The organism is Paenarthrobacter sp. NEAU-H11, assembly GCF_050573415.1.
Classification (GTDB): domain Bacteria; phylum Actinomycetota; class Actinomycetes; order Actinomycetales; family Micrococcaceae; genus Arthrobacter.
In genome coordinates this window covers 46389-70176 of sequence record NZ_JBNZGA010000014.1, presented here as the reverse complement: position 1 = coordinate 70176, position 23788 = coordinate 46389, and the positions used below count along the sequence as shown (strand labels likewise).

General features: G+C 67.2%; 21 protein-coding genes. 5 read left to right on the top strand and 16 right to left on the bottom strand.

Going from position 1 to position 23788, the window contains the following annotated elements; genetic code table 11:
* Positions 1-179 precede the first annotated feature (179 nt).
* Positions 180-1469 (top strand): thiolase family protein, encoded by a 1290-nt coding sequence (locus ACQ3DC_RS16445; protein ID WP_370460314.1) that lies wholly within the window; start codon positions 180-182, stop codon positions 1467-1469.
* Positions 1466-3625, top strand: coding sequence for a 3-hydroxyacyl-CoA dehydrogenase NAD-binding domain-containing protein (locus ACQ3DC_RS16440; protein ID WP_430752773.1), 2160 nt, complete (start codon positions 1466-1468; stop codon positions 3623-3625). The genes ACQ3DC_RS16445 and ACQ3DC_RS16440 overlap by 4 nt, the downstream gene beginning before the upstream one ends.
* Before the next feature lie 13 nt (positions 3626-3638).
* Here the strand turns inward: ACQ3DC_RS16440 and ACQ3DC_RS16435 are convergent, their stop codons facing one another.
* The 11 genes from ACQ3DC_RS16435 to ACQ3DC_RS16385 all read right to left on the bottom strand — a co-directional run bounded on the left by ACQ3DC_RS16435 (position 3639) and on the right by ACQ3DC_RS16385 (position 18598).
* Entirely contained in the window at positions 3639-5231 is a 1593-nt protein-coding gene (locus ACQ3DC_RS16435; RefSeq protein WP_430752772.1) for an ABC transporter ATP-binding protein, read from the bottom strand.
* Between the two features lie 3 nt (positions 5232-5234).
* Entirely contained in the window at positions 5235-5978 is a 744-nt protein-coding gene (locus ACQ3DC_RS16430; RefSeq protein WP_430752771.1) for an energy-coupling factor transporter transmembrane component T, read from the bottom strand.
* A gap of 8 nt (positions 5979-5986) precedes the next feature.
* Complete coding sequence (locus ACQ3DC_RS16425; RefSeq protein WP_157238465.1) at positions 5987-6805, bottom strand: ECF transporter S component; 819 nt, start codon at positions 6803-6805, stop codon at positions 5987-5989.
* 162 nt (positions 6806-6967) lie between these two features.
* On the bottom strand, positions 6968-7993 hold the full coding sequence (locus ACQ3DC_RS16420) for a nucleoside hydrolase (protein ID WP_157238466.1): 1026 nt from the start codon (positions 7991-7993) through the stop codon (positions 6968-6970).
* 8 nt (positions 7994-8001) lie between these two features.
* On the bottom strand, positions 8002-8979 hold the full coding sequence (locus ACQ3DC_RS16415; RefSeq protein WP_430752770.1) for an aldo/keto reductase: 978 nt from the start codon (positions 8977-8979) through the stop codon (positions 8002-8004).
* A 9-nt stretch (positions 8980-8988) separates the two neighbouring features.
* Positions 8989-9549: a hypothetical protein gene (locus ACQ3DC_RS16410; protein WP_157238467.1), complete on the bottom strand. Its 561-nt coding sequence runs from the start codon at positions 9547-9549 to the stop codon at positions 8989-8991.
* On the bottom strand, positions 9546-10163 hold the full coding sequence (locus tag ACQ3DC_RS16405; RefSeq protein WP_321215965.1) for a DUF402 domain-containing protein: 618 nt from the start codon (positions 10161-10163) through the stop codon (positions 9546-9548). Before ACQ3DC_RS16405 ends, ACQ3DC_RS16410 begins: the two co-directional genes overlap by 4 nt.
* On the bottom strand, positions 10160-12133 hold the full coding sequence (gene dxs, locus ACQ3DC_RS16400) for a 1-deoxy-D-xylulose-5-phosphate synthase (RefSeq protein WP_321215964.1): 1974 nt from the start codon (positions 12131-12133) through the stop codon (positions 10160-10162). The genes ACQ3DC_RS16405 and dxs overlap by 4 nt, the downstream gene beginning before the upstream one ends.
* 127 nt (positions 12134-12260) lie before the next feature.
* Positions 12261-15086, bottom strand: coding sequence for an aconitate hydratase (locus ACQ3DC_RS16395; RefSeq protein ID WP_157238469.1), 2826 nt, complete (start codon positions 15084-15086; stop codon positions 12261-12263).
* Positions 15087-15251: 165 nt separating this feature from the next.
* Positions 15252-16622 (bottom strand): class I SAM-dependent RNA methyltransferase, encoded by a 1371-nt coding sequence (locus ACQ3DC_RS16390; RefSeq protein ID WP_421093434.1) that lies wholly within the window; start codon positions 16620-16622, stop codon positions 15252-15254.
* On the bottom strand, positions 16622-18598 hold the full coding sequence (locus ACQ3DC_RS16385) for an APC family permease (RefSeq protein ID WP_321215962.1): 1977 nt from the start codon (positions 18596-18598) through the stop codon (positions 16622-16624). Before ACQ3DC_RS16385 ends, ACQ3DC_RS16390 begins: the two co-directional genes overlap by 1 nt.
* A gap of 118 nt (positions 18599-18716) precedes the next feature.
* On the opposite strand from ACQ3DC_RS16385, the gene ACQ3DC_RS16380 reads away from it, so the two are divergent.
* Positions 18717-19391 (top strand): potassium channel family protein, encoded by a 675-nt coding sequence (locus ACQ3DC_RS16380; RefSeq protein ID WP_104997563.1) that lies wholly within the window; start codon positions 18717-18719, stop codon positions 19389-19391.
* Positions 19388-20137, top strand: coding sequence for a potassium channel family protein (locus ACQ3DC_RS16375; RefSeq protein ID WP_421093433.1), 750 nt, complete (start codon positions 19388-19390; stop codon positions 20135-20137). The genes ACQ3DC_RS16380 and ACQ3DC_RS16375 overlap by 4 nt, the downstream gene beginning before the upstream one ends.
* Before the next feature lie 21 nt (positions 20138-20158).
* On the opposite strand, the gene ACQ3DC_RS16370 is transcribed toward ACQ3DC_RS16375, so the two are convergent.
* From ACQ3DC_RS16370 to dut, 4 genes are all read right to left on the bottom strand, one after another.
* On the bottom strand, positions 20159-20947 hold the full coding sequence (locus ACQ3DC_RS16370) for a DUF3159 domain-containing protein (protein ID WP_323057364.1): 789 nt from the start codon (positions 20945-20947) through the stop codon (positions 20159-20161).
* Positions 20944-21327 (bottom strand): hypothetical protein, encoded by a 384-nt coding sequence (locus ACQ3DC_RS16365; protein WP_231754784.1) that lies wholly within the window; start codon positions 21325-21327, stop codon positions 20944-20946. The genes ACQ3DC_RS16370 and ACQ3DC_RS16365 overlap by 4 nt, the downstream gene beginning before the upstream one ends.
* Positions 21320-22033, bottom strand: coding sequence for a DUF3710 domain-containing protein (locus ACQ3DC_RS16360; protein ID WP_157238472.1), 714 nt, complete (start codon positions 22031-22033; stop codon positions 21320-21322). Before ACQ3DC_RS16360 ends, ACQ3DC_RS16365 begins: the two co-directional genes overlap by 8 nt.
* Before the next feature lie 104 nt (positions 22034-22137).
* The gene (gene dut / locus ACQ3DC_RS16355; protein ID WP_370460321.1) at positions 22138-22665 is read right to left on the bottom strand and encodes a dUTP diphosphatase; all 528 of its coding nucleotides are present in this window, start codon (positions 22663-22665) and stop codon (positions 22138-22140) included.
* A gap of 148 nt (positions 22666-22813) precedes the next feature.
* On the opposite strand from dut, the gene ACQ3DC_RS16350 reads away from it, so the two are divergent.
* The gene (locus ACQ3DC_RS16350; protein WP_157238473.1) at positions 22814-23314 is read left to right on the top strand and encodes a DUF3093 domain-containing protein; all 501 of its coding nucleotides are present in this window, start codon (positions 22814-22816) and stop codon (positions 23312-23314) included.
* Here ACQ3DC_RS16350 and ACQ3DC_RS16345 read toward each other — a convergent pair.
* Positions 23290-23589 (bottom strand): DUF4193 domain-containing protein, encoded by a 300-nt coding sequence (locus ACQ3DC_RS16345; RefSeq protein ID WP_157238474.1) that lies wholly within the window; start codon positions 23587-23589, stop codon positions 23290-23292. The genes ACQ3DC_RS16350 and ACQ3DC_RS16345 overlap by 25 nt on opposite strands.
* Between the last annotated feature and the right edge of the window lie 199 nt (positions 23590-23788).

Here is a 23788-nt window from a genome sequence, read left to right as displayed (position 1 = left end):
CACTTTCTTGAAGAGAGTGAGAGAGCGTTGGCCAAAAATGGGCATTAAGTGAGAGAGGGTCCATTCAATCCGGGGACCTTGCGGGCTAAGTTACTCACGAGTAACATCGAACGTATTGCCGCCGGGCCATTGCCAGCAAAGGCATGCACCGGCGCCTACGTCTCGATGAGGAGTTATACGTGAGCCACCAGGGAAGCGGCGCATCCATGCGCACTGTCCGGGACGTCGTCTTTGTGGACGGCCTCCGCACACCATTCGGCAGGGCCGGGGACAAGGGCATCTACGCCGGCACCCGGGCTGACGACCTGATAGTTAAGTGCATCCGCGAACTGCTGCGGCGGAATCCGTCCCTGCCGCCCGCGCGGATCGATGAAGTGGCCATTGCGGCAACCACCCAGACCGGAGACCAGGGCCTCACCCTTGGCCGGACGGCTGCCCTGCTTGCCGGACTGCCCAGGACGGTTCCCGGCTTTGCCGTTGACCGCATGTGCGCCGGAGCCATGACCGCGGTGACCGCCGTGGCCGGAGGGATCAGCTTCGGCGCGTACGACGTTGTGGTGGCCGGGGGCGTGGAACACATGGGCAACCACCCCATGGGCTCAGGCACCGACCCGAATCCGCGGTTCATGTCAGAGCGGCTGGTGGACCCGGCCGCGCTCAACATGGGGAACACGGCCGAGAACCTGCACGACCGCTTCCCGGCCATCACCAAGGAACGAACGGATGCCTACGCCGTCGCCTCGCAGGCCAAGTACGAGAATGCCCGCCGCAACGGCCGCATCCAGCCGGACCTGGTTCCCGTCGCGGCCCTGAAGCCCGGTCAGGGCTGGACACTGAACACCGCGGATGAACCGCCGCGGCCAGGCACCTCCCTGGCCGACCTCGCCGGCCTCCGCACCCCGTTCCGGGCCCACGGCCGCGTCACCGCCGGAAACGCCGCAGGCCTGAACGACGGCGCCACCGCAGCGGTCCTGGCGTCCGCCGAGGCTGCCGCCGAGCTGGGACTGGCGGTCAAAATGCGGCTGGTCAGCTACGCGTACGCCGGTGTTGAACCAGAAGTCATGGGAATCGGGCCCGTGCCGGCCACCGAGAAAGCGCTGAAGAATGCGGGGCTCACCATCGCGGACATCGGCCTCTTTGAAATCAACGAAGCTTTTGCCGTGCAGGTGCTCAGCTTCCTGGACCATTTCGGCATTCCCGACGACGACCCCCGGGTCAACCGCTACGGCGGCGCCATCGCCGTGGGCCACCCCCTGGCCTCGTCCGGTGTTCGGCTGATGACCCAGCTCGCCCGGCAGTTCGAGGAGGACCACTCCGTCCGGTACGGCATCACCACCATGTGCGTCGGCCTCGGCATGGGAGCCACCGTGATCTGGGAAAACCCGCATCACCCGGAATACACAGACAACAGCGGAGCCCGGCCCGGGGGCTCCGCCGCCACCGAAACCGCTTCCGAAGGAGCCGCATGAGCGCCGCAGATTTCACCAAGCTTGCAGAAATGTTCCCGAACGAGACCGTCACGCACTCCTACGTCCAGGACATCGAACTGCCCGCTCCGGCGGGCAAGCCCAGCCCCGGCACGTTCGCGCTCATCACCCTGGACAACGGCCTGGACCACGCCAAGCCCACCACGCTGGGACCCAACACCCTGGTTGAGCTCGGCACGGTGCTGGAGGGCCTTCGCGAGCGCGCCGGCCGCGGTGAGATCGTCGGCGTCGGAATAACGGGCAAGCCCTACTACCTCGTGGCCGGCGCCGATCTTTCCGCCGTCAAGAACCTCGAAAAACGCGAGCACGGGCTGTGGATGGCGCAGCTGGGCCACGATGTTTACGCAACCCTGGCCAACCTTGGAGTCCCCAGCTTCGCCTTCATCAACGGCGCAGCCCTGGGCGGCGGCCTCGAAATCGCGCTGCAGTCCACCTACCGCACCGTGTCCACCGGAGCCGGGGCACTGGCATTGCCGGAAGCCTTCCTCGGACTGGTCCCGGGCTGGGGCGGTGTCTACATCCTGCCCCGCCTCACCGGGCCGGAAAACGCCGTGAAGGTGATGATCGAAAACCCGCTCAGCAACAACCGGACGCTGACCGGCCCCCAGGCATTCAGCCTCGGCATGGCCGACGCCATCTTCGAACCGGCCGATTTCCTGGAGCAGTCCCTGGCCTGGGCGGCGGGAGTCATCTCCGGCGACGTCATCCCGGAACGAGCCAACGCCGTCGACCCTTCCGAACCCGAAACTGCCGCCAGGTGGGCCGGTGCGGTCGCGGCCGGGCGGGCCTTCGTGGAGGCCAAGACCTCCAATGCAGCGCCCGCCCCCGAAAAGGTCCTGGACCTCCTCGAGGCGAACCGCACCATGACCCAGGCCGAATCCGCCGCGCTTGAATGCGAAACGCTGGCCGGACTCATGCAGACCGATGAATTCCGCGCCACCGTCTACGCGTTCCTTGACCTGGTCCAGAAGCGCTCCAAGCGGCCGGCCGGGGCCCCGGACCGCAAGCTGGCCCGCCCGGTCACAAAGGTGGGCGTTGTTGGCGCCGGACTGATGGCCAGCCAGCTGGCACTGCTGTTCGCCCGCCAGCTGAAGGTCCCCGTGGTGATGACGGACATCGACCAGGCCAGGGTGGACAAGGGAGTGGGTTACGTCCACGCTGAGGTGGACAAGCTGCTGGGCAAGGCACGCATCAGCCAGGACGCCGCCAACCGGACGAAGGCGCTGGTCACGGGCTCGGTGTCCAAGGAGGTCTTCGCGGACGCCGACTTTGTGATCGAAGCCGTCTTCGAAGAACTCAACGTCAAGAAACAGGTCTTCGCGGAACTGGAGGAGATCGTTACCCCGGACTGCATCCTGGCAACCAACACCTCTTCCTTGTCCGTCACGGCCATGGCGGAGGACCTGAAGCACCCGGAGCGCGTGGTGGGCTTCCATTTCTTCAACCCCGTGGCCGTCATGCCGCTGCTGGAAATCGTCCGTGCCCCGCGGACCGACGACGCCGTCCTCGCCACCGCGTTTGAGCTGGCCAAGGGGCTCAAAAAGACTGCCGTGCTGGTCAAGGATGCCGCGGCGTTCGTGGTCAACCGGATCCTGCTGCGGCTGATGGGTGAGGTGACGGCCGCCTTTGACGAAGGCACCCCGGCTGAAGTGGCCGACAACGCCCTGCGGCCCATGGGCCTGCCGATGACGCCCTTCACACTGGGCGCCATGGTGGGGCTTCCCGTGGCCCAGCACGTGCAGGAATCGCTCCACGCCGCCTTCGGCGAACGGTTCACGGTATCCGCCAACCTGCAAAAGCTCATCGACAACGGCGTGAAGGGCCTCTGGGCGGCCGGCCCGGACGGCTCGAAGGAGATCCCGCAGTCCACGCTGGCGCTGATGTCCTCCGGCACCTCCCCTTCCACGGCGGAGCAGGTGCTGCGGCGCACCCAGGACGCCCTCGCGGAGGAAATCGGCCTCATGCTCGCAGAAGGCGTGGTTGCAGGGCCGGAGGACATTGACCTCTGCATGATCCTGGGCGCCGGATGGCCCATGTTCCTCGGCGGCATCACCCCGTACCTTGACCGGGTGGGTGCCTCCGAACGCGTCAACGGCAGGCGCTTCCTGCCGCCGGGAGCGGCGTCCCGCCCGGCCTGATCAACCGGCCGGATCACCCGGCCAGCAGGCCGCCGTCGAGCTCCACACCGCGGTGTGCCATTGACCGGGCATAGGCGAGGTCATGCGTGACCAGCACGACGGCGGCGCCCTCCCCTGCCGCGGAACGCACCGCAGCGTCCAGCAGGGCCAGGCCGTCGCCGTCGAGCGCCACGGTGGGTTCGTCCAGGGCCAGGACCGCGGGTTTGCGGGCAAGGACCGTGGCCAGGGCAAGGAGGCGCTGGCTGGACGCGGGCAGTTCGGCGGGGTGCTCACCGGCAGCCCCTGCCAGGCCGACGGCGGCCAGCGCCTCGAGGGCCCGGCCCGGCGCCTCACCGGGCTGGAAGAGGCTGTCCAGGCCGAAGCGCACCTCCCGGAGTACGGTCCGCTCGAACAGCTGGTCCCGGGGTTGCTGGAACAGCAGGCCCACTGATCGGGCCACCACGCCGGCCGGCGTCCCGGCTATGTCCGAGCCACGGACGAGGACCTGCCCGGAGGCGGGCCGCAGCAGTCCGTTGAGGTGGCGCAGCAGCGTTGATTTCCCTGCACCATTGGGGCCGGTAACTGCCACGATCTCCCCGGGGTTGACCGCCAGGTTGACGTCCCGCAGCACCCGCGGTTGCCTGGCGGGGCCGGGACCGCCTCCCGGCCGCGTGCGGCGAGGGGTCTTCCTCCCGCCATCCGGGTAGTCGAAGGAGACGCCGCGGAGTTCCAGCACCGGGACGGTTGGTGCCGTGCCAGGCGGCACACTGGCTGGCACGGCCGGGCGCGCTGCTCCGCGGGGCCGTGCCGCATCCTTTCCTTCCGGCAGGCTGCCGGGGCGCCGGATGCCCGACGGCAGCAGGCCGGAGCCCGGATGCAGTTCGGCAGGGGTGCCGCTGGCCGTTACCCTGCCGTCCACCACAACATGCCATGTCCCGGCGTCAAGGAGCGGCGTATCGACCACCTGGCTGAGGATCACGACGGCGGTGCCGCGCCTGACGAGGTCCCGCACCAGCTGTGCCAGTCCGGCGGTGCCGGCGCTGTCCAGCGAAGCGAAGGGCTCGTCCATGATCAGCACCCGAGGTTCCGTGACGATGGCGCAGCCAATGGCAAGCCGGCGCAGCTGGCCGCCGGAAAGCCGGGCGGGGTGATGGTCCAGGAGGTCCGTGAGTCCCAGGAGCGCGGCGGTACGTTCCACCGTGGACTTCATGGCGGTGCGCTCCACCGCCCTGTTCTCGAGGCCGAACGCGAGTTCTTCGGCCACCGTGGCCCGCACCGTGGACAGGACGGCGGCTGGATCCTGGGGAACAAACCCGACCTGGCGTCCCCATTCCGCGGGATTGATGCGTGGATCCCCGCCGCCGCCGAACTGCAGGCGGGTACCCGCGAGCTCCAGGAAGCCATGGAGGGTTCCCCCGCTTCCGGGCGGAAGCCAGCCGGCCAGCACCCGGCCCAGGGTGGATTTCCCGCTTCCCGACGGTCCAAGCACAGCGGTGAACGTTCCGGGGACGAAGGCGAGCTCCACCCCGTGCAGGACCGGGGCGGCGTCGTCATGGAAAGTGAAGGTCCTGATGCCGGCCGAGAGTATCGGTCCGGCGGTTTCAAGGGCGTTCCGGCCGCCAGCCATGTCCTAGGTCCCCTCCGCGGCAAACCAGAGCCGGGCACCGACCGCCGCTGCGGCGGCCACCAGCAGGACAACCCGGAGCACGCGCTGGAGTCGGGAATCCGGTACAACGCGGTAGCTGGTCCGGGGTCCCGGGTTGCTGAAGCCGCGGGACTCCAGCGCCGCTGCCCGGGTTCCGGCGTCCTCGACCAGGGACAGGACCAGCGGGACCGCCTGGCGGCGGAAGGCCGCCACGCGGTGCAGGAGTCCGCGCCGGATCACCAGGCCGCGGGATTCCTGGGCCTGCCGGATCCCCTCCGCCCTGGAGGTGATGGCCGGCAGCAGGGTGAGGGTGGACGCCAGCACGAAAGCGAACCGGCCCTGGACGCCGCGTGCGGACAACGCCGCCACCAGGTCCGGAACGCTGACACTGAAGGAGAACACCAGGAGCGCAAGGATTACCGCTCCCAGCTGTGCCGCCCGTTCCACGGCGAAGGAAAGCCCCTCCGCGGTGGCGCGGGCCGGCCCCCACTGCGCCAGGACGGTCCGGCCCTCGGGAAAGAACAGCCCATGCAGGACCAGCAGGGACAGCCCCAGCGGGAGCAGGACAGCCGCGGCGGCCGGGAGCATCCTGCGCGCCGTACCCGCGCGGGCCGACACGACGACGGCCGCCGCCACGACGGCGAGGGACAGCGGCAAACTGGCTGCCGCCGTCGTAATGGCCGCCGTACTGCCGGCGGCTGCCAGCGAGGTCAGCGGGTGGAGGCGCATCAGACTGGTCAGGAACCCTGTTCCGGCATCTTGCCGGCCAGCACGCGGTGCCGGCGGATGAACGGGAACTGCAGCCGTGCGCGGCGCGGAAGCGCGTACGCCAGGATGGCCACCACGGTGAACACAATCGCTTTGTCCATGGGGTCGGAGATGAGCGCCTGTTTGGTGATGGCGGCCAGGAGGGTGTCGCCCATGGCGCGGAAGGCACTGACGATGGCACCGGTGGCCACGCCGGACGTGCCGCCAAAGACGAAGGCCGCCACCGGCGCGGACACCACGCCGCCGATGATGCCGGTGACGAACCCTGCCACGGGGGCGAGGTAGAAGCGGCGGAACATTCCATGGCGGGCGGCGAGGCCGGCAAGGCAGCCGATCAGTGCGGCCCCGGCGGCGAACGGCAGCACGGTGGGGTTGAAGAAGGACCAGACAATGCTGCTCAGTGCACCGGTCGCCGCGCCTGCCGCCGGGCCGGCCAGCACCGCGATGAGGACCGTGCCGATGGTGTCAAGGTAGAACGGGACCAGGGTGCTGCCTACGAACTGGCCCAGCACAATGTTCAGCACCAGCGCCACGGGGATCAGCACCACGGTGGAGGCCGGCAGCGTGGGCAGGACGGCGACAATCAGCAGCACGGCGCCGACGAGGAAGCCGGAAAGGGCGATCAGGGCGGACGCGCTGCCTGGTCCCCCGGTGATGTCTGCAGGCTGGTTCAGCACCAGGTAGACGTAGGTGCCGGCGATGGCCAGGGCGCCGAGGATTTCCAGCAGCCGGCGCCTGCGGGCAGCGGCGGGCGCCGGGGACGGCAACGTCAGGGAGTGCGATGACATGGAGGTTCCTTCAGGGTGCGGGGCGCGGGTGACCCGGAGTTCCCGGGCCGGGCGGAGCGCCGCCTATGTCACCTCGGCAGCAGCCGGCGGCGTGTGGCCGGGCCGGACGCGAACCATTCTACCGCGGCAGTTTTGCGCGGCCCAGCGAGGTTTCGGGGGCGCTCAGCCCAGTCGCCGGGCCATGCTCCCGACGGCGGACACCAGTTCCCGGAAGGCGGCTTCGGGCTGGTTTGCCGTCACCACCCTGGCATTGGGCGGAATGCCCCACAGTCCCCGGAAGTCCGCCACGGTGGTGCCCATCAGGAGCGGAGACCCGGTCTCGACGTCGACGGTGGCGGGCAGTGCCTGGAACTCCAGGGTGCCCGCGGCCACGCCAGCGGCAAAGAAGTCGTGGACATGGGCCAGGTATCCCTGGTCATAGTGGCGGTGGAATTCGAAGTAGAACCGCAGGGCATCGGACAGGTGCCTGATGAGCTTGTTGTCCGAGGTGCTGCGCTGTCCTTCGGGCTGGCCGGGCAGCACCAGCTCGGGAACTGTCGCGCCGGCCGCCTCGGCCAGCTGCTGGACGTGCGCCGGGTGCAGCTCGATCCGCTCAGTGGTGTCCAGCGAGCAGACCACCGGCAGTTTCTCCGGCGGCTGCCCGCGGAAGGCGGCATAGACTTCCTTGGCCGCGTGGGGATCCACGTGCGTGTTCCACTCCGCCGTGGGCGTGGTGTTGCCCTGGTGGTAGAAGCTTCCGCCCATGATCACAACCTTTGCCAGCAGCTCGGGCAGCCTGGGTTCCTGCCGCAGGGCCAGCGCGAAGTTGGTCAGGGGCGCGGTGATCAGGGCCGTGAGCTCCCCCGGCCGGTTGCGTGCGTGGTCAACCCACAGATCGACGGCGTGGCGCGCCGACACAGCGCCGGCCGGTTCCGGCAGGACCGCGTACCCGATGCCCTGCGGGCCGTGCGTTTCCGGGGTGGTCAGCAGCGGTATGGCCAGTGGTCCGCGCGCGCCGACCGCCACTTCCACACCGGGGCGTCCGCAGAGTTCCAGCAGTGCCAGGGTGTTGCGGGCCACCTGGTCCGCGTCCACATTTCCGGGGGTGGCCGTGACCGAGACGAACTCGGTGTCCGGGAGGGCGGCAAGGTACGCGAGTGCCAGGGCGTCGTCGATGCCGGTGTCCACATCCAGCAGGAAGGCGGTCATGTCGTTTCCTAGAAGAGCGCCACCTTGGGCGCTGCGGGGAAGATATCGTCCAGCTCGGCAAGGTCCTTGTCAGAAGGAACCCAGTCCGCTGCTTCCGCGTTCTGGCGCACCTGCTCAGGCCGGGTGGCCCCGGCGATGACGCTGGCCACCGAGGGCTGGGCGGCCAGCCAGGAGAACGCAACCCGGACTTCGTTCAGGCCGCGGTCCCCGGCGAAGCGGCTGAACCTGTCCAGCTGGTCCCAGTCGGCGTCGTGGACGAGGTGCGTGCGGGTGTGGCTGAGCCTGGAGCCCTCCGGGGCATGGCCGGGCGAGTACTTGCCGGTCAGCAGGCCGTTGGCGAGGGGGAAGTAGGGCAGGACGCCCAGTCCGAACTCCTCGGCGGCCGGGGTCACCTCGAGTTCGGCCCGGCGGTCCAGGAGGTTGTAGTGGTTCTGGGTGGAGATGAACCGCGCGCCGCCGAGTTCGCGGGCGACGTACTCGGCCTGGGCGATCTGCCAGCCGGCGCGGTTGGAGTGCCCGAGGTAGCGGACCTTGCCGCTGGTGACGAGCGTGTCCAGCGCGGACAGGGTTTCGTCAATGGGGGTCAGCGGATCCGGAGTGTGGAACTGGTAGAGGTCGATCCAGTCGGTGCCCAGCCGCCGCAGCGACGCCTCCACCGCCTGGATGATGTAGCGGCGGGAGCCTCGGGCGCCGAAGTCCGGCCCGCTGGCGCCTTTCATGTCCATGCCGAACTTGGTGGCAAGGACGACGTCGGGGCGCCGGCTGCCGAGGGCCCTGCCCAGCATCGTTTCGCTGAGGCCGGGTTCCCGGCCATAGGTGTCTGCGACGTCGAACAGGGTGATTCCGGCGTCGAGTGCGGCGTGGACGACGGCGTCCGTGGCTTCCTGGGATTCGGTGACGGTGTTGGCGCGGCCAAGGTTGTTGCAGCCCAGGCCCACGGTGGAGACAGTCAGGCCGGATTTGCCGACGCGGCGGTACGCGGTCACGGGATGCTCCTAAAGGCTGAAGCCGGTGGCGGGCTTGGCTGAGTGCTTGAGCTTGAAGTGCTCGGGCTCGTTGTACGGGGCGGCCCCGATGCTCAGCTTGGTGAAGTCCAGGTCCTCGCCGCGGGTGCAGACCTTGATGGCGTTGACGGCCTTGTTCACGTCGGGGCAAAGGCAGAAGATGTTCAGCTTGTAATCCGTGAACCCGGAACGCTCCACGGTTCCCAGTCCACGCCAGGCGAGGTGGCTGATGAGGGCGTCCGTTGCCTTCTCTTCGAGGTAGCGGTCCCGGTCCGTGCCTTCCCTGGTTTTGAGTGCGAACTGGGCTACCACCCAGAACTGCTCCTCGTCGGGGATTTCGGCGTAGCCGTCCTCGGCGCACTGGGCCGCGAAGGCGTCCAGGAGCCCCTCGGCTGCCTCCGCATCGGGTACGTCGGTCTCTTCCGTTTTGCTCTGGTGCCCCACCGCGCCGTAGTTCATGACGAACTGGCTGTAGTCCCCGTCATACCAGGCCTCCCGGAAGTGGAGGGTGCCCTCGTCGTCGCGCTTGTAGACCCTGACAATTCCGCTCATTTTCGTCCCTCTGTGAACCATGCGACGTCAGTGCCGTCGAACGGAGCCTGTTGCGCCTTGACGGCATGGTAAAGCTGGTCTGCGGCATTCTGGATGTCCGCCACCAGCCGGTCCGGGTAATGCATGGAGATACTGTGCTCGGCGAACTCGTCCTGGTCATCGATGAACACGCCGCGGTCTTCGGTGCGGATGACATCCAGGTCCATGTCAATCACATGGAACTCGGTGACGGCGGGCCGGATGACTGTCCACTCGTGGCCCACAGCCAAGTCCACGTACACCCGGACCTGGTTCGGGTGTACGTCATCGTAGAACGTGGCAACCCAGTCGCCGGAGCGCGGAACCAGCAGCACGGCGTCGGATTTGGTGTAGAACGCCGCACCGGGCCTGGAGCAGAACTCATTGGTTCCCTGGAAGATCCACCACCCATGTTCGTCTTCGCCCAGGTAGCGCCCCGGCACCACCCAGTGCGCCTTGCCGTTCCATTTCCTGTTCCTGGCCACTACCAGCTGGCCAGGCTTCAGCCCGGCGGGAACCCGGGTGGTGGTGGTGTGCATGGGCCGCCCGGACTCCCCCACTGCACCCGGGTACTTCAGTGCGTCTTCTTCCCTCACAGAATCGGAAGGCTGCCGGTGGTGGGGTGCTGCTGGCCGGGCAACGGACGGGCAAACGGGACCTTTGTCCCGAGAACCTGCGCGACGACGTCGTGCGTGATCTGCTGGGCCGTCAGGCCCACGCGTTCGAGGATCTGCCCGCGGGTGCCGTGGTCCAGGAATTCGACCGGCAGGCCCACCTCGTTCAGGGCGGTGTCCACGCCTGATGCGCGCATTTCCTGGCGGATCCGTGAGCCGACGCCGCCGGCACGGACGCCGTCCTCGATGCAGATGACCAGGCGGTGGTGGGACGCCAGTGCAACAATGGAGCGCGGCACGGGCAGGACCCAGCGCGGGTCCACCACCGTGGTGCTGATGCCTTGCGCGCCAAGCCGGTTGGCCACATCCAGCGCGAGTTCGGACATGGCGCCCACACTGATGATCAGGACATCGTTCTCGGTTGAGCCGCTGGGCCTGCGGGCCAGCACGTCCACGCCGTCGCTGAGGCGTTCCAGCGCTTCCACTTCGGCGCCAACGGAGCCTTTGGAGAAGCGGACCACCGTGGGGGCGTCGCTGACCGCCACTGCCTCGCGGAGTTCCTCGCGCAGCCTGGTGGAGTCGCGAGGCGCGGCCAGGTGGAGGCCGGGAACGATCTGGACCATGGCCATGTCCCACATGCCGTGGTGGCTGGCGCCGTCCGGCCCGGTGACCCCGGCGCGGTCCAGGACGATCGTGACGCCTGCCTTGTGCAGGGCAACGTCCATCAGGAGCTGGTCGAAGGCCCGGTTGAGGAAGGTGGCGTAGACGGCGACCACCGGATGCAGGCCGCCGAACGCCATGCCGGCGGCGGAGGTGAGGGCATGCTGTTCGGCGATTCCGACGTCGATCACGCGGTCCGGGTGCCGGGCAGCGAACTTGTGCAGCCCCACGGGGATGAGCATCGCGCCGGTAATGCCCACGACGTCCTTCCGCTCATCCGCGATGGCGGCGATCTCATCGGCAAATACAGACGTCCAGGACTGGGCCCCGGCAGTTCCGGTGGGCTCGCCGGTTTCGGGGTCGATGATGCCGACGGCGTGGAACTGGTCAGCCTCGTGGGCGCGTGCCGGGGCGTAGCCGTGGCCCTTTTCGGTCATGGCATGGACAATCACCGGGCCGGCGTAGTGCCTGGCCGTGGCGAGGGCATGCTCCATCGCCTGGAGGTTGTGGCCGTCCACCGGGCCGATGTACTTCATCCCCAGGTCCTCGAACATCCCCTGCGGCGCCCACCAGTCCTTGATGCCCTTCTTCATGGCGTGCAGGCTCTTGTAGGTGAACTGGCCCACGGGTCCACCGCTCTGCAGCTTCTTCTTCCACCAGTCCAGCGCCCGTTCGTAGGCGGGGGTGGCGCGGAAGGAGTCAATGGTGGGGCGCAGCGAGGCCAGGTAGTCCGCGAAGCCGCCCACGGTGGGAGCATAGGACCTGCCGTTGTCATTGACCACAATGACAACGCGGCGCTTCTTGTCTGCGGCGATGTTGTTGATGGCTTCCCAGGCCATGCCGCCGGTCAGGGCACCGTCGCCCACGACGGCGACGACGTGCCGGTCGCCTTCGCCGGTCAACTGCCGGGCGCGCGAGATGCCGTCGGCCCAAGACAGCGAGGAGGAGGCGTGCGAGCTCTCCACGATGTCATGTGCGGACTCCGCGCGGGACGGGTAGCCGGAGAGGCCGCCCTCCTGGCGCAGGGTGCTGAAGTCCTGGCGCCCCGTTAGGAGCTTGTGGACGTACGACTGGTGGCCGGTGTCAAAAACGATGCTGTCACGCGGCGAATCGAAGATGCGGTGCACGGCCAGCGTCAGTTCCACCACGCCGAGGTTTGGTCCGAGGTGGCCGCCTGTCTGGGAGACGTTCGTGATCAGGAACTCCCTGATCTCCGAAGCCAACTCTTTTAGCTGTTCTTCGGACAACTCGTTCAGGTCCTGCGGATTCCGGATGGTGTCCAAGATTCCCAATGACCCCTCCTTCGGATGGTAGACGTGCCGTTTAACTCTAACGCGTCGGCTCAAATGCAAAGCCGAAGCCCCGGCTGGTCGGTGACCGGCCGGGGCTTCGGGAGGTGGTGCCTGCTGGCGGAACCCGCTAGTTGGCGGAGATCTGGCGCAGCACGTACTGCAGGATGCCGCCGTTGCGGTAGTAGTCCGCTTCACCCGGGGTATCGATGCGCAGGACGGCGTCGAACGACGTCGAGGTGCCGTCCTCGGCAGTTGCGGTGACCTTGAGGGTCTTCGGCGTGGTGCCCTCGTTCAGGGCGGTGACGCCCTCAACCGAGAACGTCTCCGTACCGGAAAGGCCCAGGGTTGCAGCGGACTCGCCGGCCGGGAACTGCAGCGGCAGGACGCCCATGCCGATGAGGTTGGAGCGGTGGATGCGCTCGTAGCTCTCGGCGATGACGGCCTTGACGCCCAGCAGGGCGGTACCCTTTGCAGCCCAGTCGCGGGAGGAACCGGAACCGTATTCCTTGCCGGCGAGGACCACCAGCGGGGTGCCGGCCGCCTGGTAGTTCTGCGCGGCGTCATAGACGTAGGCCTGCGGGCCGCCCTCCTGAGTGAAGTCGCGGGTGAAGCCACCCTCGACGCCGTCCAGGATCTGGTTCTTGATGCGGATGTTTGCGAACGTTCCGCGGATCATCACCTCGTGGTTGCCGCGGCGGGAACCGTACGAGTTGAAGTCCTTGCGCTCCACGCCGTTGGCCAGCAGGTACTGGCCGGCAGGGGTGTCGGACTTGAACGATCCGGCCGGGGAGATGTGGTCGGTGGTGACCGAATCGCCCAGCTTCAGGAGCACGCGGGCGCCCGTGATGTCCTTGACCGGCTCCGGCTTCGCCTGCATGCCCTCGAAGTACGGGGGCTTCCGGACGTAAGTGGAGTTCGGATCCCAGGCGAAGGTATCGCCGGCGGGAGTGTCGAGCGCCTTCCAGCGGTGGTCGCCTTCGAAGACGCCTTCGTAGCCCCTGGCGAACATGTCCTTGTCGATCGAGGAATCGATGACCTGCTGGACCTCAACCGGGTTGGGCCAGATGTCCCTGAGGAAGACGTCGTTGCCGGCCTGGTCCTTGCCCAGGGCGTCGGTTTCGAAGTCGAAGTCCATGGAACCGGCCAGGGCGTAGGCGATGACCAGCGGCGGGGAGGCCAGGTAGTTCATCTTGACGTCCGGGTTGATGCGGCCTTCGAAGTTGCGGTTGCCCGAGAGGACAGCAGCAACGGCGAGGTCGTTGGCCTGGATGGCTTCCGACACTTCAGCTTCCAGCGGGCCGGAGTTGCCGATGCAGGTAGCACAGCCGTAGCCCACGATGTAGAAGCCGAGCTTCTCCAGGTAGGGCGTCAGGCCGGACTTCTCGTAGTAGTCGGTGACAACCTTCGAGCCGGGGGCGACGGAGGTCTTGACCCACGGCTTGGAGGTCAGGCCCTTGTCCACGGCGTTGCGCGCCAGTACCGCGGCGGCCAGCATGACCGACGGGTTGGACGTGTTGGTGCAGGACGTGATGGAGGCGATGGTGACTGCACCGTGGTCCAGCTCGAACTCGCGGCCGTCAGCCGTCTTGACCGGTACAGGCTGGGAGATGCGGCCCGCTGCCCCGTGGCCTGCCGAGTACTTCGGGGGCTCCCGGTCGGTGTCGGAGATGTGCGTGGCGCCGGCCGTGAAGGAGGGCGAATCGGAGGCCGGGAAGGACTCCTCCAGCGATTCGTCCAGGGTACCGGCGTTGGCATCGTGGGAAACGTAGTTCTTGAGGTCGTGGCGGAACTCGTCCTTGGCCTCGGTCAGTTCGATGCGGTCCTGCGGGCGCTTGGGGCCTGCGATGGACGGAACAACCGTGGACAGGTCCAGTTCCAGGTACTCGGAGAACTTGATGTCGCGGGAAGGATCGTGCCAGAGGCCCTGTTCCTTCGCGTAAGCCTCCACGAGGGCAACGTTCTGCTCCGAGCGGCCGGTAAGGCGCAGGTAGTCCAGGGTGACGTCGTCGATCGGGAACATGGCCGCGGTGGAACCGAACTCGGGGCTCATGTTGCCGATGGTGGCGCGGTTGGCCAGCGGCACAGCGGCCACGCCTTCGCCGTAGAACTCCACGAACTTGCCCACCACGCCGTGCTTGCGGAGCATCTCGGTGATGGTCAGCACCACGTCGGTAGCCGTGGCGCCCGCCGGGATGGATCCGCTCAGCTTGAAGCCCACAACACGCGGGATCAGCATGGAGACGGGCTGGCCCAGCATGGCGGCCTCGGCTTCGATGCCGCCGACGCCCCAGCCGAGCACGCCCAGGCCGTTGACCATGGTGGTGTGCGAGTCGGTGCCCACGCAGGTATCCGGGTACGCACGGAGCGCGCCGTCCACTTCGCGGGTCATGACGGTGCGTGCCAGGTATTCGATGTTGACCTGGTGGACGATGCCGGTTCCCGGGGGAACCACCTTGAAGTCGTCGAATGCGGTCTGGCCCCAGCGCAGGAACTGGTAACGCTCCCCGTTGCGCTGGTATTCGATCTCCATGTTGCGCTCCAGTGCGCCGGAGTTGCCGAAGGCATCGATCTGGACCGAGTGGTCAATGACCATCTCGGCGGGCGCCAGGGGGTTCACCCGCTTGGGGTCGCCACCCAGTTCCTTGACCGCTTCACGCATTGTCGCCAGGTCCACCACGCAGGGGACGCCGGTGAAGTCCTGCATGATCACGCGTGCAGGCGTGAACTGGATTTCTGTATCAGGCTGGGCGTTGGGATCCCAGCCTGCCAAGGCGCGGACGTGATCGGCAGTGATGTTCGCGCCGTCCTCGGTCCTCAACAGGTTTTCAAGCAATACCTTGAGGCTGAACGGAAGGTTTTCTGCACCTTCAACGGAGTTCAACCGGAAAATTTCGTATTCGGTTCCGGCTACATTAAGTTTGCCTTTTGAACCGAAGCTGTCCACAGTGCTCATCGCAGGACTCCTCTCGCAACAGTTTCATCTTTGTCGCGCGGTTGACCGCCTGCTAGTTAGGAAGCCCTAATTAGTTTCGGGCCCGAAAATTGCACACGGCCGGCCGTGATTACGGAGCGCGACGTGGGACTACTACGGCCATCGTAGTCGAAAACGGCAGTGGCATCACGGAAGGGGCGCCAGCAGCGCCACAGTCTCCAGGTGGTGGGTATGGGGGTAGAGATCGAAGGCCCGGAGGCCTGACAGCCCCCATCCCGCCTGGCGGAAGTACCCCACGTCCCGGGCGAACGACGCCGGATCACAGGACACGTAGGCAATGGCGCGGGGGCTGGCCTCAACAAGCTGGCTCACCACTGCCTTCCCTGCCCCCGCCCGTGGCGGGTCCAGGACCAGGGCGTCAAAACTCCGCGGTTTCTGGCGGAGCACGCGCTCCACCCTGCCCTGGACGATCTCCACCTGGGGCGCTCCGTGCAGGTTCTTCCGTGCATCCCGGCTGGTTCCGGCGGCACCTTCCACGGACAGGACGGACCCTGTCTCCCCCACCGCGTCAGCCAGGACTGCGGTGAAGAGCCCGGCCCCCGCGTAGAGGTCGGCAACAACGGCCCCGGGGTGGAGGAAGCCCCCGCCGCGGAGGAATTCTGTGACAGCCCCCACAAGGGTCCCGGGCGCGTCGCGGTGGATCTGCCAGAACCCTGCGCCGGTGACCCGGTAGTCGTGCCCGGCCGCTGATTCCTGCACCCACGTGCGGCCGCGAAGCTGCTGCACGGCCTCGGTAGCGGGGTCGAAAGTGGCTACGGACACCTCGCCGGGCAACTGGGCTGCGATGGCGCTAAGCCGCTTGGGCTTGGTTCCCGGACCTGGCGCCAGCAGCACCAGCGGACGGGAACCGTTGGCCGGGGCTGCCACTTCCACGCGCTCGATGCCCTGCAAATCGATGTCCCAGAGGCGCAGGTTGTTGATTGCCTCCGAAGCGAGCGGCATCTCCCGGACCGGAACGATGTGCGTGGAACGGTGTGCGTGCATGCCCAGCTTGCCGCCGGGGGTGACCGAAAAGCCCGCGCGCGTGCGCCACCCAAGGCCGTCCCCGCCGTCGGCCGTTCCGCCTACGGCTTCCACGCTCCCGGCGCCCGCGGGCAGCTGGTCGACGCCGGCGAGCCGCCTGAGCTGTTCGGCAAGCACTTCCGCTTTGAGGCTGCGCTGGCGGGCAAGGGTGATGTGGCCGAACTCGGCTCCGCCCACCGGGGGGTGTCCGTGGCTCCAGGCCCGCGCTGAGTCGGCCAGGTGCCAGAAGTGGTCCGCGCGGTCCGGAGAGGCTTCAAGGACCTCGACGACGTCCGCCCGCCAGAATTTGGCCTTTTCCTCCGCATCCGTCAGCCGCACCCGCACCTTTTCCCCCGGAATGCCGTGCCTGACGAAAATCACCCGGCCCTCGTGCCTGGCAACGCAGTGGCCGCCGTGGGCCACCGGGCCGACGTCGAGCACTACTTCCCTGCCTGCTTCTCCGGTCAGGGGCGGCTGTGTTTCGGTGTTTGCCATTATTGGACGTCCTGCAGGTTTTTCGCTTCTTCGGATGATTTCAACTGCCAGGGGACGCTCGCCACCATGACGCCGGGTTCAAAGTGCAGCCGGGTCTTGATGCGCAGGGCCGTCTGGTTGTGGACCAGCTGCTCCCACCACTTGCCCACAACGTATTCGGGGATGTAGACCACGATCAGGTCGCGGGGAGAATCCTTCCGCATGTGTTTGACGTACTCCATGATGGGCGTGACCGTCTCCCGGTACGGACTGGCCAGCACGGTCAGCGGCACCGGAATCTCGAGCTTTTCCCAGTCAGCCACGGTCTGCGCGGTTTCTTCGGCATCGATGTCCACTGTCACCGCATCAAGCCGGGACGGCCGGGAGGCCCTGGCATACGCCAGCGCCCGCAGCACGGGCTTGCGCACATGGGACACCAGCAGGACGGCGTGCACCCTGGTGGGAAGGGCACGCGGCGAAGAGTCCTCGTCCACTGCCAGTTCCCTGGCCACATTGTCGTAGTGCGCCCTGATGCTCCACATGATGAGGAACAGGATGACCATGGCGAGCAGGGCAATCCAGGCGCCCTGCTCGAATTTGGTGACCAGCACGATGACCAGGACCGTGGCCGTCATGCCGAAGCCGATGCTGTTGATGACGCGGGACTTGGCCATCCGGCGCCGGACTGCCTTGTCCTTGGCCAGCTTGAGCTGCCGCCCCCAGTGCCGGATCATCCCCAGCTGGCTGGCGGTGAATGAGATGAAGACACCCACGATGTAGAGCTGTATGAGCTTGGTGACGTCCGCGTTGAAGGCGATGATCAGCACCAGGGCGCCGGCGGCGAGGGCCAGGACGCCATTGCTGAAGGCCAGCCTGTCACCCCTGGTGCGCAGCTGCCGCGGCAGGTAGCCGTCCTGGGCGAGGATGGAGCCCAGCACCGGAAAGCCGTTGAAGGCGGTGTTGGCGGCAAACACCAGGATCACGCCGGTGGCGGCCACCACGATGTAGAACGGTATGGATCCCGGGCCGAAGATGGTCTGGGCGATCTGGCTGATGGCAGGGTTCTGGATGTACCCCTCCGGCAGGGGGTTGCCGTTGAGCAGGAACTCGGTGGCCGGGTCCAGGACGATGTGCACCTTGGTGGCGTTGGCCAGGTAGATGATGCCCGCCAGCATGGTGGCGCCGATGACGCCCAGCAGCAGCAGGGTGGTGGCGGCGTTCTTGCTCTTCGGCGGGCGGAAGTTGGGCACTCCGTTGCTGATGGCTTCGACGCCGGTGAGCGCCGCGGCGCCCGAGGAAAAGGCCCGCAGCAGCAGGAAGGCGCCGGCGAGGCCCACAAGGCCCTCGTCGAAACCGGGGGCCGGGACGATCGTGAAGGCAGCGGAGGGCGCCTGGCCCAGCTGCCCGGTTGCCGCCTGGAACAGTCCCACCGCCGTCATGCCCAGGATGGATGCCATAAAAATGTAGGTGGGGATGGCGAAGAGGGTGCCGGCCTCTTTGATTCCGCGCAGGTTCACCAGGGCAAGGATGACGACGCCGACAGTGGCTATTGCGGCCTGGTTGCCGTGCAGCGACGGGACGGCGGTGGTGAGGTACGTGGCGGCGGAGGAGATGGACACCGCGACGGTCAGGACGTAGTCAACCAGCAGCGCAGAGGCCACGGTGAGGCCTGCGTACCTGCCCAGGTTCTCACCGGCGATCTCGTAGTCGCCGCCGCCGGAAGGATAGGCGTGCACGTTCTGCCGGTAGGAGGCCACCACCGTCAGCAGGACCACCATCACCGCCACGCCCACCCACGGCGAGAACGCCACCGCACTGACGCCCGCCAGCGCCAGCGTCAGCAGGATCTCGTCCGGGGCATAGGCTACGGAGGAAAGTGCGTCGGAGGCGAAGACCGGAAGTGCGATCCGCTTGGGAAGCAGCGTATGGGCCAGCCGGTCATTTCGAAATGGCCGGCCCACCAGCACACGCTTGACGGCGTTCAATATTGTCAACACCCCACAAAGCTAGTCTGATTCCCGGACGATGTCATGACGGACCGGGGACAACGGGAGCCGGCACGCTGGCGGTAGAGTTCTAGCAGCAGGACCTTGACAGGAATACAGAGGAGAGACCGTGGCGCATTTCGTGATCATGGGATGTGGCCGGGTAGGGGCAACGCTGGCGCACACGCTGGAGGACGCCGGGCATTCCGTGGCCATCATCGACCAGGACGACCGCGCCTTCCGCAGGCTCCGGCAAGGATTCACCGGACGCAAAGTCACGGGCGTCGGCTTCGACCGGGACACCCTGAAACAGGCCGGCGTGGCTGAAGCGTACGCGTTCGCCGCCGTTTCCAGCGGCGACAACTCCAACATCCTGGCCACCCGGGTGGCCAGGGAAACGTTCCACGTCCCCCACGTTGTGGCCCGCATCTATGATCCCGGCCGTGCCGAGATCTACCAGCGCCTTGGGATTCCCACCGTTGCGGCCGTGCGCTGGAGCGCGGACCAGGTACTGCGGCGTATCCTGCCCGAACAGCACCTCGCAGGCGATTTCCGCGAGCCGTCCGGACGGCTGGTGCTCGCCGAACTCGATCTCGACGCCAGCTGGATCGGACAACGGGTGAGCACCATTGAGAAAGCCGCCGCCATCCGGGTGGCGTACCTGACCCGTTTTGGAGAGGGACTCCTGCCGGACGCTGCCACCGCCTACCAGGACGGCGATACCGTGCACGCGATGCTGCAGGTTGACCGCAGCGCCCAGGTAGCCCATATCCTCGCCAAAGCACCCGCCAAGGAGTACCAGTGAAAGTCGTGATTGTGGGTGCCGGCAGCGTCGGCTCGTCCATCGCCAGGGAACTGCTGGCGCACAAGCATGAGATCCTCCTGATCGACCTCAAGCCGGAGGTCATTGGACGCAGCGGCCTCCGCGGCGCACACTGGCTGGTGGGCGACGCCTGTGAGCTGAGCACGCTGCAGGGAGCCAAAGTGGAAGACGCAGACGTGGTGGTGTCAGCCACCGGCGATGACAAGGTCAACCTGGTGGTTTCCCTGCTGGCCAAGACCGAATTCGGGGTGGGCCGCACCGTGGGGCGGGTGAACAACCCCAAGAACGACTGGATGTTCAACGATTCCTGGGGCGTTGACGTCGCCGTCAACACTCCGCAGCTCATGACCGCCCTCGTCGAGGAAGCCGTGGAGATCGGCGACCTGGTCCGGCTGCTCACCCTTCAGACCGGCGTTTCTTCCCTCGTGGAGTTCACCGTGCCGCACGACTCGCACGTGATCGGCCAGACGGTCGGCGACATCCGGTGGCCGGAGGATTCAACCCTCGTGGCCATCCTGCGTGATCATGCACCCATCACGCCGAGCCGGGACGACGTGATCGACGGCGGAGACGAGTTGTTCTTCGTCACCACCATTGCAGCTGAGGACCACCTGCGCGCCCTGTTGGCGCCTGACGCCCTTGATACGGCCGGCGAGGCGGACGCTCCGCTGCCGGCCGGCGCCAGGGCCGCCCAGCAGGCGCCCGAGGACGACGGCTTCGACGGCTAGGACGATCCGGCCGTCAATGCGTCAGGCTTTCAGGCCCGCGTCCTCCCCGTTGGAGTCCGTGCCGGCGTCGACGGCGGCCGGCCGGGTCACCAGCCAGGCAATCCAGACACCCAGGATGTACAGGGGCGCGCCCATGATCAGCCGGGTGGTGGCCAGCGCGGCAAGCCCGTCCGGACCCATGAGGTAGAGCGGAACCTGCACCACGAGCCGAAGCGCCAGGACCGCAACGATGATCCAGGTGCCAAGCTGGTAGGCCCTGACCCGGACCGCGTCCTTGCGCCAGTCAAGGCCCTCGTTCCGGATGAATCCGAAGAGCAGGCCGGCCACCGGCCATTTGAGGAAGATGGACAGCACCATCGCCAGGATGTAGCCGGCGTTGGTGAAGAAACCGGGGAGGTAGAAGTCCTCCGCCTTGCCGGTGCTGTTTGCGAGCCAGGCCGAGATGCCTACGCCCACCACACCGGCCAGCGCCTGGGTGAGCGGGCGCCGCTGGACCAGCCGGACCACGGTGAACACCGCGGCGGAAGCCAGTGCCGCCACCAGGGACAGCGTCAGCTCCCTGGTGGCGGTGAAGGCCACCAGGAACATAAGCCCGGGCACGATGCTTTCGGCAATGCCCTGGACACCGCCGGCGCTGCGCAGGACGTCCACCCGGCCGTCGTGTGTCCGGTGCAGCCCGGCCTTGGCCGCGTACTCCGCCGCAAGGCCGGCCACCGGTGACGGCTCCCGGGCCGGTCCCTGCCTTCCATCACGCTCAGGGGTGCCGTGGTTTGGGGGCCCGGAGGACGGGTCGGGCTGGGGCTCGGTCATTCGTTCTCCTGGCGGGACAGTATTTCGTAGCGTGGGTTGAACATGGTGGGCAGGCCTTGGCTGCGGGAAAGCATTCCTTCAAGCCGGAGCCGGGCGCCGGCTTCGATGCCCGGCACGCGGCGGCGCCCCAGCCATACAACCCGGAGCCTGCCATGTGCCTTGGACTGGCCGGCCTGGCCGGAGACTCTCCTGCCTGGTTCGGCCCGGCCCGGCTCGGCGTCGGAAACAATGGCGGTGAACGCAGGTGCCTGGTCCGCCGGGAGGTACGTCACCGATTCAATGCGTCCCTGGCAGACGACGCGGCCCTTGTCCGGAAGCTCGTCCAGGGAGAGAACGTCAGGGCGGGGCTGGAGCCCGTCCCCGGGGGCCGCGTCAGCCAATCTGTGTGGTTTCCGGACCACGTTCCGGTTCCCCAAGAGCGGGGGCAGGCGGAGGAGGCGTGGTGGCCGTGTCCTTGGGCAGGCGCAGCTGCAGCAGGTCACGGGGCGGCATGGGGCTGCCCCCGCGGATCACCACAACCTGCCGGAACAGCGCCTCCAGCGGCTCGGCCGCTTCACGTTCAAGGGCCGCCGGTCCGCCCAGGACTCCGCGAAGGAACCAGCGCGGACCATCAACGCCCACAAAGCGGGCCACGCGGTAACCCTGGCTGCCGTCAGGCAGCCCCGCAGGCAACTTGGCCACGAGTTCGGTTCCAAAGCTGCCGTCGATCTCTTCCACCTGGCCACCCTGCGCACCCACGGACTGGCCGATCTGCTCGCGGATCTCGTCCCACAGGCCCTCGGTCTTGGGAGCGGCGAAAGCCTGCAGCTGCAGGCTGGAGCCATTGAGGTCCAGCGTGACCGCCACGACGCGCTGGGTGGCTTCCTCGACCTCGAGGCGCAGCTGGAGACCCTCGCTGGGCGTGATCAGCAGCGCGCCCAGATCCACGTAGCCGTCGCGGCTGGTGATTTCGGATTCATCAAGCGGGCCGTTTGCCCGGATGCCCGTGGCGGTCGCCGCGTCGGCCGAAGCCTCCGCGGCGGTCAGGGAGTCGTCCGGTTCGGCTGTCTGTTCCTTCTTGGCTTTCCTGCCGAGCCCAAAGACCATGGGGGTGTCTCCTTAGTTGTGAAATGTGCCGGTCCGGCCCGTTGGGGTCCCGCCGTCCTGCTGTACGCGCCCGGCAGCAATACTGCGGGAACGGAAATCGTTCTTTAGGCCCCCGGCGGATTGAAACCGCCGGTGGATCCGAAGCCTCCCGTACCGCGCACGGACCCGCTCAATTCATTAACGGGGATGAACTGCGCGTGCTCCACACGCTGGATAACCATTTGCGCAATTCTATCGCCGCGGTGCAGCTCAATGGACTGGCTCGCGTCGGTGTTCAGCAGGGTGACGGCTATTTCCCCCCGGTATCCGGCATCCACCGTTCCGGGGGCGTTGACAATGGTCAGCCCGTGTTTGGTGGCAAGCCCCGACCGCGGATGGATCAGGGCGACGAAGCCGTCAGGGAGGGCAATTGCCACTCCCGTGGGAACCAGCTTGCGCTCCCCCGGCTGCAGGACAACGTCCTCCCTGGCACGAAGGTCAGCGCCGGCGTCGCCCGGGTGCGCGTAGGAGGGCGCCTCGAGGCCTGGATCCAGCATCTTCAGCTGGACCTGCAGTGTTGGGGCTGTGGCCGACGGCGCCAGGCCGGCAGGTTCTGCGGTGAAGGTGTCTACGGCTGCGGAATGATCAGTCACAGTCACTCACTCTAACCCGCGCCCGCCGCGCGCACCTAGGCGCAGGCACTTGCCGGGGGCAGGCACCGTGCTGCGGGGAAGGTGCCGCCGGCGCCGGGACAGAAGCGGCCGGGATGAAATAGCCAGGGAAAGATGGAAAGCTTGCGTCATGCCCGAATCCAGTTCCGCCGCGCCCGTTCCCGGCACACCATCATCCGAAGCCGCAGTGGTCTACCGGGAAAAGCTTTGGCCCAATGCCTGGATCTGGATCATCGCAGCGGGCATCTCAGGTGCAGGAATCCTGGTGTTTGCACCTATCAGCGCGGCTGCGGGCTACACGGCTGCGGTAGTTCTCTTCACGATTATCGCCATCCTCCTGATCCTTTCCACCCCCACCATCCTGGTCACGGAAAACACCCTGACCGTGGGGCGGGCCACCATTGAACGCCGCTTCGTGGGTGCCGCCCAGCCCTTCCGCGGTGAAGAAGCGACGGCGGAACGCGGCACCCGGCTGAACGGCCTGGCCTACCTTTGCATCCGGGGCTGGATCGATCCCGTCGTCAAGATCGGCATCACCGATCCCTCGGATCCGACGCCGTACTGGCTGGCGTCCACCCGCCGCCCGGACAAACTGGCGGCAGCCCTTCAGCCCTCACAGTCCCTGCAGTAGAACCGGCCGTCCTTCTCCCTGGCGATCTGGGAGCGGTGCCGTACCAGGAAGCACGAGGAGCAGGTGAATTCGTCAGCCTGGGCCGGAACCACCTGGACCACCAGCTCCTCGCCGGAGAGGTCCGCGCCCGGCAGTTCAAAGCCGGCGGCAAGCTCGCTTTCGTCCTCATCCACCACCGCAACCGGTTTGTCAGACCGGCGCGTCTTCAGCTCTTCCAGCGAGTCCGCGGTGGCGTCCTCCTCGGACTTGCGCGGCGCATCGTAATCGGTGGACATCGTGGCCCTGGCCTTCTTCCTGTGCGATTGTCTGGGACAACACCCTTCATAACGCGGGATGCGCCGGGTTGGTGCCCGGCCAAGGCCGGGCCTGGCGGAGGATTTGCGAGCGTTGTCCCGGAAAATCGCGGCGCGCCCTGCCCCTTGACGGAAAACCCGTCCCCCGGGTGGCAAAGTTTCGAGTGATAGTAATGCCAGG

Coding starts and splice junctions, on each gene's coding strand:
- ACQ3DC_RS16440 (WP_430752773.1), top strand. CDS start 1,466: ATGAGCGCCGCAGATTTCACCAAGCTTGCAGAAATGTTCCCGAACGAG.
- ACQ3DC_RS16435 (WP_430752772.1), bottom strand. CDS start 5,231: ATGGCTGGCGGCCGGAACGCCCTTGAAACCGCCGGACCGATACTCTCG.
- ACQ3DC_RS16430 (WP_430752771.1), bottom strand. CDS start 5,978: ATGCGCCTCCACCCGCTGACCTCGCTGGCAGCCGCCGGCAGTACGGCG.
- ACQ3DC_RS16425 (WP_157238465.1), bottom strand. CDS start 6,805: ATGTCATCGCACTCCCTGACGTTGCCGTCCCCGGCGCCCGCCGCTGCC.
- ACQ3DC_RS16420 (WP_157238466.1), bottom strand. CDS start 7,993: ATGACCGCCTTCCTGCTGGATGTGGACACCGGCATCGACGACGCCCTG.
- ACQ3DC_RS16410 (WP_157238467.1), bottom strand. CDS start 9,549: ATGAGCGGAATTGTCAGGGTCTACAAGCGCGACGACGAGGGCACCCTC.
- ACQ3DC_RS16395 (WP_157238469.1), bottom strand. CDS start 15,086: ATGAGCACTGTGGACAGCTTCGGTTCAAAAGGCAAACTTAATGTAGCC.
- ACQ3DC_RS16390 (WP_421093434.1), bottom strand. CDS start 16,622: ATGGCAAACACCGAAACACAGCCGCCCCTGACCGGAGAAGCAGGCAGG.
- ACQ3DC_RS16370 (WP_323057364.1), bottom strand. CDS start 20,947: ATGACCGAGCCCCAGCCCGACCCGTCCTCCGGGCCCCCAAACCACGGC.
- ACQ3DC_RS16360 (WP_157238472.1), bottom strand. CDS start 22,033: ATGGTCTTTGGGCTCGGCAGGAAAGCCAAGAAGGAACAGACAGCCGAA.
- ACQ3DC_RS16350 (WP_157238473.1), top strand. CDS start 22,814: ATGCCCGAATCCAGTTCCGCCGCGCCCGTTCCCGGCACACCATCATCC.
- ACQ3DC_RS16345 (WP_157238474.1), bottom strand. CDS start 23,589: ATGTCCACCGATTACGATGCGCCGCGCAAGTCCGAGGAGGACGCCACC.